General features: G+C 70.2%; 7 protein-coding genes and 3 pseudogenes. 6 read left to right on the top strand and 4 right to left on the bottom strand.

The window, feature by feature from the left end; all coding sequences use genetic code 11:
- Positions 1 to 393: 393 nt before the first annotated feature.
- The 4 genes and pseudogenes from FV228_RS16590 to FV228_RS16575 all read left to right on the top strand — a co-directional run.
- A pseudogene (locus tag FV228_RS16590) lies at positions 394 to 1,278 on the top strand (helix-turn-helix transcriptional regulator); the annotation flags it as partial.
- 340 nt (positions 1,279 to 1,618) lie between these two features.
- A complete protein-coding gene (gene cysE, locus FV228_RS16585) occupies positions 1,619 to 2,482 on the top strand; it encodes a serine O-acetyltransferase (protein ID WP_147855635.1) in 864 nt (287 codons plus the stop codon).
- A 104-nt stretch (positions 2,483 to 2,586) separates the two neighbouring features.
- A complete protein-coding gene (locus FV228_RS16580; RefSeq protein ID WP_147855634.1) occupies positions 2,587 to 2,802 on the top strand; it encodes a DUF3126 family protein in 216 nt (71 codons plus the stop codon).
- A gap of 128 nt (positions 2,803 to 2,930) precedes the next feature.
- Positions 2,931 to 3,260 carry a hypothetical protein gene (locus FV228_RS16575; RefSeq protein WP_147855633.1) on the top strand — a complete coding sequence of 110 codons (330 nt, stop codon included), beginning with the start codon at positions 2,931 to 2,933 and terminating at the stop codon, positions 3,258 to 3,260.
- Positions 3,261 to 3,266: 6 nt separating this feature from the next.
- Here the strand turns inward: FV228_RS16575 and FV228_RS16570 are convergent, their stop codons facing one another.
- Positions 3,267 to 3,974 carry a transglutaminase-like cysteine peptidase gene (locus FV228_RS16570; protein ID WP_147855632.1) on the bottom strand — a complete coding sequence of 236 codons (708 nt, stop codon included), beginning with the start codon at positions 3,972 to 3,974 and terminating at the stop codon, positions 3,267 to 3,269.
- Positions 3,975 to 4,272: 298 nt separating this feature from the next.
- Here FV228_RS16570 and FV228_RS16565 point away from each other — a divergent pair, with 298 nt between their 5' ends.
- Positions 4,273 to 4,551 carry a hypothetical protein gene (locus FV228_RS16565; protein ID WP_238260083.1) on the top strand — a complete coding sequence of 93 codons (279 nt, stop codon included), beginning with the start codon at positions 4,273 to 4,275 and terminating at the stop codon, positions 4,549 to 4,551.
- A 393-nt stretch (positions 4,552 to 4,944) separates the two neighbouring features.
- Here the strand turns inward: FV228_RS16565 and FV228_RS16560 are convergent, their stop codons facing one another.
- The 3 genes and pseudogenes from FV228_RS16560 to FV228_RS16550 form a co-directional block, all read right to left on the bottom strand.
- Entirely contained in the window at positions 4,945 to 5,577 is a 633-nt protein-coding gene (locus tag FV228_RS16560) for a transglutaminase-like cysteine peptidase (RefSeq protein ID WP_147855631.1), read from the bottom strand.
- Between the two features lie 187 nt (positions 5,578 to 5,764).
- Complete coding sequence (locus FV228_RS16555) at positions 5,765 to 6,001, bottom strand: hypothetical protein (RefSeq protein ID WP_147855630.1); 237 nt, start codon at positions 5,999 to 6,001, stop codon at positions 5,765 to 5,767.
- A 126-nt stretch (positions 6,002 to 6,127) separates the two neighbouring features.
- Positions 6,128 to 6,457 (bottom strand): annotated as a pseudogene (locus FV228_RS16550) (AMP-dependent synthetase); the annotation flags it as partial.
- Here FV228_RS16550 and FV228_RS16545 point away from each other — a divergent pair.
- A pseudogene (locus FV228_RS16545) lies at positions 6,447 to 6,962 on the top strand (AMP-binding protein); the annotation flags it as partial. The pseudogenes FV228_RS16550 and FV228_RS16545 sit on opposite strands and share 11 nt — an antisense overlap.

Below are 6,962 nucleotides of genomic sequence, written 5' to 3'. Positions count from 1 at the left end.
CTCGACCGGGATGGCCGTCGCCCCCGTCCGCGAGGCCACGGCCATCCCGGTCGAGTGAGCCGGACTCGGTCGGATCGGGGCAAAACAACCCCAGCTTGTCTAGAATCTGCCCACACGAGGATCCTGCTCAAGGCTTGACCATCGGGCCGATCCGCAACACATAGGCGCCACGCCAGCAACAGGGTTGGGCCGGTGCGGCCATGGCCCGTCGACCGGTCGACGCGGCCGGATACAGGCGGCGCAATACAGACTTCAGGGTAGGGTACGCCAGGCTTCGCACGAACGGTCGAGCAAGCACCCGCTCGATCCTAGGTTGCGAATCAGAATTCATCTTGAAGTGGCAGACATGCAGGGCAAGCACTCTGCTTTCGGGCTGGCAGGAAAGCGGACGACGCCATGAGCGGCGTGTTGGAACAGGAATCGCTCTTTCTCACGGATCTCGGGCGCCGCGTCAGGCACGCGCGCACCGTGCGCGGCTTGTCGCGCAAGGTGCTGTCCCAGACTTCGGGCCTCTCCGAGCGCTACATCGCGCAGCTCGAGGGCGGGCAGGGCAACGTGTCGATCATCCTGCTGCGGCGGGTGGCCAACGCCATGGGCGTGCGGCTCGACGACCTGATCACCGGCAACGACGGCCTGCCCGACTGGCCCGTGGTGCGCGACCTGCTCGCCCAGGCGAATCCGGCCCAGATCGCCGCCGCCAAGGAGGTGCTCTCGGGCGGCAGCCGCTCGGAATCGAGCGGGCGCCTGCGCGTCGCGCTGATCGGACTGCGCGGCGCCGGCAAGTCGACGCTCGGCAAGCTCGCCGCCGAGCGCCTGGGCTGGACCTTCGTGGAATTGAACGCCGAGATCGAGCGCGAGAACGCGCTCTCGGTGCAGGAGATCTTCGCGATTTACGGCCAGGAGGGCTACCGCCGCCTGGAGCAGGCGGCCCTGCGCCGCCTCACCGAGCATCCCGGCCCGCTGATCCTGGCGACGAGCGGCGGCATCGTGGCCGAGCCGCTGACCTACGACCTGCTGCTCCAGGCGTTCTACACCGTCTGGCTGCGCGCCCGGCCGGAGGAGCACATGAGCCGCGTGCGCGAGCAGGGCCACCTCGCCACCACCGGCGACCATGCCTCGGCGATGCAGGAATTGCGGGCGGTGCTGGCGAGCCGGGAGCCGCTCTACGCCCGGGCCTCGGCCACGGTCGACACCTCCGACATCCCGCTCCAGACCATGGTCGACCGGCTCGTTTCGACGATCGAGGCGCGGTTCGGCGAAGGGGCCGTCGCCGGCTGAACCGAGCCCCGTCGCGCAAGGGAACGGCTGACAGCGACAAAGGCGCGGCCTCCCTCGCAGCCCCGCCACCCTTGATCGCTGCGCTGCGGCGCACCACGCTATGGCGGAGCCGCCGTCACGGGCGGCCGGGTTGCCGGAACGCACGATGCCCCAGACCAAGCGCCCCGCGCATGGCTTCCCCTGTAGGACGATGTGCTAGGATGACCCGCAACGGCGGGGGCGTTCGCCTCGCCGGCCGCCGTGCCGGAGCTTCGCTGCAGCGCCCGGCCGCACCAGGCCATGAAGCCGGATCCGCAGCAGCGAAGCGCGCACCAGACACCTCGATCGCGAGCCACCGTTCATGAGTGCCAGTCCAGCCCTCAGCCCAGCCTTCAGCCGCGACGCGGGGGACCTCGCGGTCTGCGATCCGGTCTGGTCGCGGCTGCGCGCGGAGGCCGAGGACGTCCTGCGCACCGAGCCGCAACTCGCCTCGTTCATCGTCGCGACCGTCCTGAACCACGCCACGCTGGAGGGCGCGGTCGCCCACCGGGTCGCGGCCCGGCTGGGGCACCCGTCACTGCCCGCCGAACTGGTCGCGCACGCGTTCCACGAGGCGATCGCGGCCGATCCGACCATCGGGGACGCGTTCCGCGCCGACATCGGCGCCGTGATCGACCGGGATCCCGCGACCCTGCGGGCCCTGGAACCGGTGCTGTACTTCAAGGGCTTCCACGCGCTCCAGGCCTACCGCCTCGCCCACCACGTCTGGACCCGGGGGCGGCGCGACCTCGCGCTCTACCTGCAGAGCCGGGTCTCCGAGGTGTTCCAGTGCGACATCCACCCGGCCGCCCGCATCGGCCGGGGCGTGTTCCTCGACCATGCCACCGGCCTCGTGGTCGGCTCGACCGCGGTGATCGAGGACGACGTCTCGATCCTCCACGGGGTGACGCTGGGCGGCACCGGCAAGCAGCGCGGCGACCGCCACCCCAAGATCCGCCGCGGCGTGATGATCGGCGCCGGCGCCAAGATCCTGGGCAACATCGAGGTCGGCGCCTGCGCCCGGGTCGCGGCCGGCTCCGTGGTCCTGCGCCCGGTCCCGGCCAACACCACGGTGGTGGGTGTGCCCGCCCGCGTCGTCGGCACCGCCGGCTGCGACGATCCGGCCCGGGCCATGGACCAGCTGGTCGCCCTCGATCAGTTCATCCACGTGGGCGACGGGATCTGACCCGCCGCCACCGCGCTTGGCCGTGGCGCTTGCCGCTCCGTCGCTTGCGTGGCAAGCCCTGCGCCGATCCGGGGCGCCAACGCCGACAGGGGAGGCAAGACAGCGTGACCAAAGCCGAGACCGCGAAGCTGCAGGACTACCTGCGCCGCAAGTTCGCCAACAACAACATCCGCCTGACCGCGATGAAGACCGGCGATACCGCCGAGGTGTTCATCGGCGAGGAGTCGATCGGTGTGATCGCCGACGACAAGGAGGACGGCGACGATTCCTTCGTCTTCCGCATGGCGATCCTCGACATCGACCTCGAGGAGGAGGCCTGAGGCAGGGCGCGCGGGCCGGACTCCACCGGCCCGCTCCTGTGTACAGGTTAACGCTAACCCGGGTGATTGCTTAACATCCGGTAAATCGTGTGACTAAACTCCGCGCAGCCTGTTTAGGAGCGCGAATAATGGTCCTCACGCCCGCCGCCCTGGAGTCGATCCGGACGTTGTGCATCGGCCTCGCGCTGTCCGGGCTGATCGCCAGCGCCTTCGAGCTGTTCGCGGCGCGGCGGGCGAGCTTCAGCCTGCTGGAGCGGGGCGGCCTGCCCGCGGTGGCGGCCCTGCCGATGCTGGCCTTCTCGGCCCCCTTCATCATCCTGCGCAACACCGTGCGCGGCCGGAAGATCGAGGGCCGCCCGATGCCGTTCGTGATGCTGGCGACCGTGATCGCCTGCGGCTGGGGCCTGCTGTCGGGCCGGGTCGCCCTCGATCTGGCGGCGATGCTGGTCGGGGCGTGAGCGGCGCTAGGGCTCCGCGGTCGCCACCTGGGCGGCGCCCTCCTTGCCCTCCAGCGAGACCCAGGCCTGGCCGTCCTGGCCCGCGCGCTTGATGAAGCTGTAGCCGGTGCGCCGCCAGGGGCGGATCGCGTCGGTCTTGTTGTCGAGGATGAAGTCGCCGTGGTCGGTGCGCACCGTCAGCACTGCGTGTCCGGCATTGGTCTCGTCGATCACGACGGTCATCAACAGGGCCCGCCGCGAGAGGCCGCGCTCGGCCAGCATCCGGCGCTTCAACAGCTGGTAATCCTCGCAGTCGCCGAAGCCGTCATCCGGGAACTCCCAGCGATCGACCACGCCCCAATGGGCCTGATCGGTGATCGGCCGGATGCGCGCGTTGACCCGGCGGTTGACGCTCCGCAGGGTCCGCCACACCGCCACGGTGAGCGGGATCGCGGCGGGCTGCGCGACGTCGAGGGTGCATTCCTCCGGCATGCGCCGGCAGAACTCCGTCCAGCCCGCGATCGCGCCGACCGGGCCGCTGGCTTCGGGAGCGGGCGCGCCATCGGGGAGGGTCAGGCGGGCATGGGCGCGGGTGTTGGCGCCCCCGAGCATCAGGATCGTGCCCACCAGGGCGAGGCTCGCGGCCTGCCGGGCTCGGCGCAGCGGGGCGGACCATCCGCGCCAGTGCGGCGCGAGGAACGCGAGAGCCGGAATCCCACCATCCGCGTGCCGCATGGATCACGCCCCATCGACCGATGATGACGGGAGGGTGACACGCGGGCGTGCGACGCACAATAGTTAAAACCGAGGTAGCAAACGCGCGAGCCACCGGATCGGTTCCCGACCGAGGCGGTGTTGCATCCGCGTTGCTGCGGCCCGCTGCATGCGCTGGCGGAATGGCCGCCCTGCTCCCCTCTGGAAAGCCTTGATTCGACCGAGCTTTGCCGGCTTGAGACAGGGGTGCCCTGCGGCGAGATTCGCGGGCGGATCGATCGCTTCGCAAGAACCCAGCCATCCCCCGCGGGATCGCCCCATGCCAGAGAAGGATTTCACGATGCAGCCCGCCATCCAGCAGGTGATCAGAGCGCTCGCCGAGGATGGTCGCGCCGGTGCCATCGGCATCGCCGAGCATGCCGTGGAAGCCTATCTGGCCGGCTCGCCCACCGAGGGCGACCGCGCCCTGTCGCGCGACATCCTGGTCCGCGACCTCGCCAGCCTCCGGGGCGTCGCCCCGCACCTGGCAGGCTTCATCGGCCGGGTCGAGACCTTCGTGGCCACCCTGGCGCAGCCGTCGCTGAGCCGCGCCGCCTGAACGGGTTCTCTCGAATCTGGGTTTCGAGGTCCGGGGCCCGGATTTTCCAGGTCTTCGTCCGGAGGGCCGGCAGCGCACTGTCCCGTACGCCTTACGGAGCGTGGCCTGCGGCTTGGGGTCCTGAATACGACCCCGTCATCCCGGGGCCGCGAAGCGGAGCCCGGGATCCCGAACCACCGTAACATCGGGGCCTTGCGCCGTCGGCGGCTCCGGATCCCAGGCTCGCCTCCGACGCCCCGGGATGACGGGGTGGATGCTGCTTCGGCATTGGACATCCGGCATCCGTGGCGGGACGGTCGCTTCGCCACGCGCTTCCCGCTTCCGCGTCCCTGAACCTCGCCAAACGGCCGAGCCTGCCGGACAATTGCGACCGGTTGGCCTTCGAAATCCGGGTCAGCGGTTGGCGGTGGTGACCGGCGAGGTGACGCCGCCGAGCGAGACCCACGCGGTGGCGTCCTGGCTCTCGCGCTTGATGAACACGTAGCCGGTCTTGTGCCAGGCCTCGATCACGCTGGTCTTGTTGTCGAGGATCAGGTCGCCGCGGTCGGTGATCAGGGTCAGCACGGCGTGGCCCTCGCCCTTCTCGTCGATCACCACGGTCATGCGCATCGCCCGGCGGGGCAGCCCGGCCTCCGCCAGCAGGTGGCGCTTCAGCAGCTGGAAGTCCTCGCAGTCGCCGATGCCGTCCTCGGCCAGGTCCCAGCGGTCGGCGACGTGGAGATGATCCATGTCGGTCATCGGCTCGACCGACTTGTTCACCCGGCGGTTGATCGAGACGATGGTGGCCCAGACCGCCGGTGTCAGGGTGATGCGCGCCGGCTCGCTGCGATCCACGGCGCATTCCGCCGCGTAGGACTGGCAGAACGTCACCCAGGCCGCGATCGGCCGCGCGTCGCTGAGCACCTTCGCGCCGGTCTCCACCGGGAGGCTCGCCAGGGTCTGGGCCCCTGCGGTGGCCGCGAGCCCGAGCAGCACCAGCGCGCCGGCGAGCGTCACCCGAACCGTCTTGAGAAGCCCCGCGCCCATCGAACCCGTCCTCGTTGTTGAGGACAGGATTGCGCCGCAGAGCCTCCGCGGCGCTGAAGCGGATCCGCGCAATTTTATCGATTCGGCCGCCGCGGCGGGCTCTAGCGGGACAACGTCGACGGGGGACTTGGGAAGCGCCGCGAATGCGCGTCATCGGATTGCGAAAGCGGAAACCTTGACCGTTCCGTCAGGGGCCGATCAGCTTCACGAAGGCAGCACCCGCCCCGAAGAAGGCAGCACCGGCTGCCATTCCAGCGAGTGCGATCTGCCACGGGGCGAGAGCGCGGTCGCGCTCGAGCTTGGCCGCTTCGGCCATCAGCTTCTTCTGCTCGGCCACGAATGTTTGCGACTCTTCGATCGCGCGCAGCACCCGCGTGACCTGCTCGGCAAGATCCAGCGAGCCGGGAGCGGACGTATCAGCCATCGACCCCGATTCCCCAGCGTTCCGGTTCCGATAATCTGAGGGCACCGCAGCACGGCGGCAAGGCGCGCGCGCGCCCCAGGGGCGGTCGCCGATCCGACAAGAGGCGCCCTGGATCGGCGATCGCCATCACCCCGCCGTCTGGTCGAGCTTGCGTTCCGTCTCGCCCTTCAGCTCGGGAAAATCCGCCTGCGTGTAGGCCCGGCCCCGGTGCGGATCCTCGGTGACGCCGTCATGCTCCAGGCGGCGCAGCTGGACCCGGCGGATCTTGCCCGAGATGGTCTTGGGCAGCTCGGTGACGAACTCGAGACCGCGCAGGCGCTTGAACGTCGCCAGCCGGGCATTGGTGAAGCGGAAGATGTCGAGCGCCGTCTCGGGGCCGGCCGAGGCGCCGGCCACCAGCGAGACGTAGGCCTTCGGGATGGTGTGGCGCATCGGATCGGGGATCGGCACCACCGCGAAGCCGAAGCTGGTCCGCCACAGCCACCGCTCCTATCCGGTCGGGGCGCTCTCGACGATGTATTGGCTCGGGCTGCAGCCCGGGGACGTGCATTGCAACGTGTCCTCGCCCGGCTGGGCCAAGCACGCCTGGTCGTCGTTCTTCGCACCCTGGAATGCCGGCGCGACCATCCTGGTGATCAACCAGGCCCCGTTCAACGCCTCCGCCCTGCTCGCGCAGCTCGAGCGCACCGGCGCCACCACGCTCTGCGCGCCGCCCACCGTCTGGCGGATGATCATCCAGGAGGACCTGACCGGCCGGACGCTGGCTTTGCGCGAGGTCTGCGCCGCCGGCGAGCCGCTGAACCCCGAGGTGATCGAGCGGGTGAAGGACGCCTGGGGCGTCACGATCCGCGACGGCTACGGCCAGACCGAGACCACGGCCCTGATGGCCAACACCCCCGGCCAGCCGGTGGTGCCGGGGGCCCTCGGCCGGCCGCTGCCCGGCTATCGCGTGCGCGTGCTC

Source organism: Methylobacterium sp. WL18, assembly GCF_008040015.1.
GTDB classification, from domain to species: domain Bacteria; phylum Pseudomonadota; class Alphaproteobacteria; order Rhizobiales; family Beijerinckiaceae; genus Methylobacterium; species Methylobacterium mesophilicum.
This window is presented reverse-complemented; position numbering and strand designations above follow the sequence as displayed.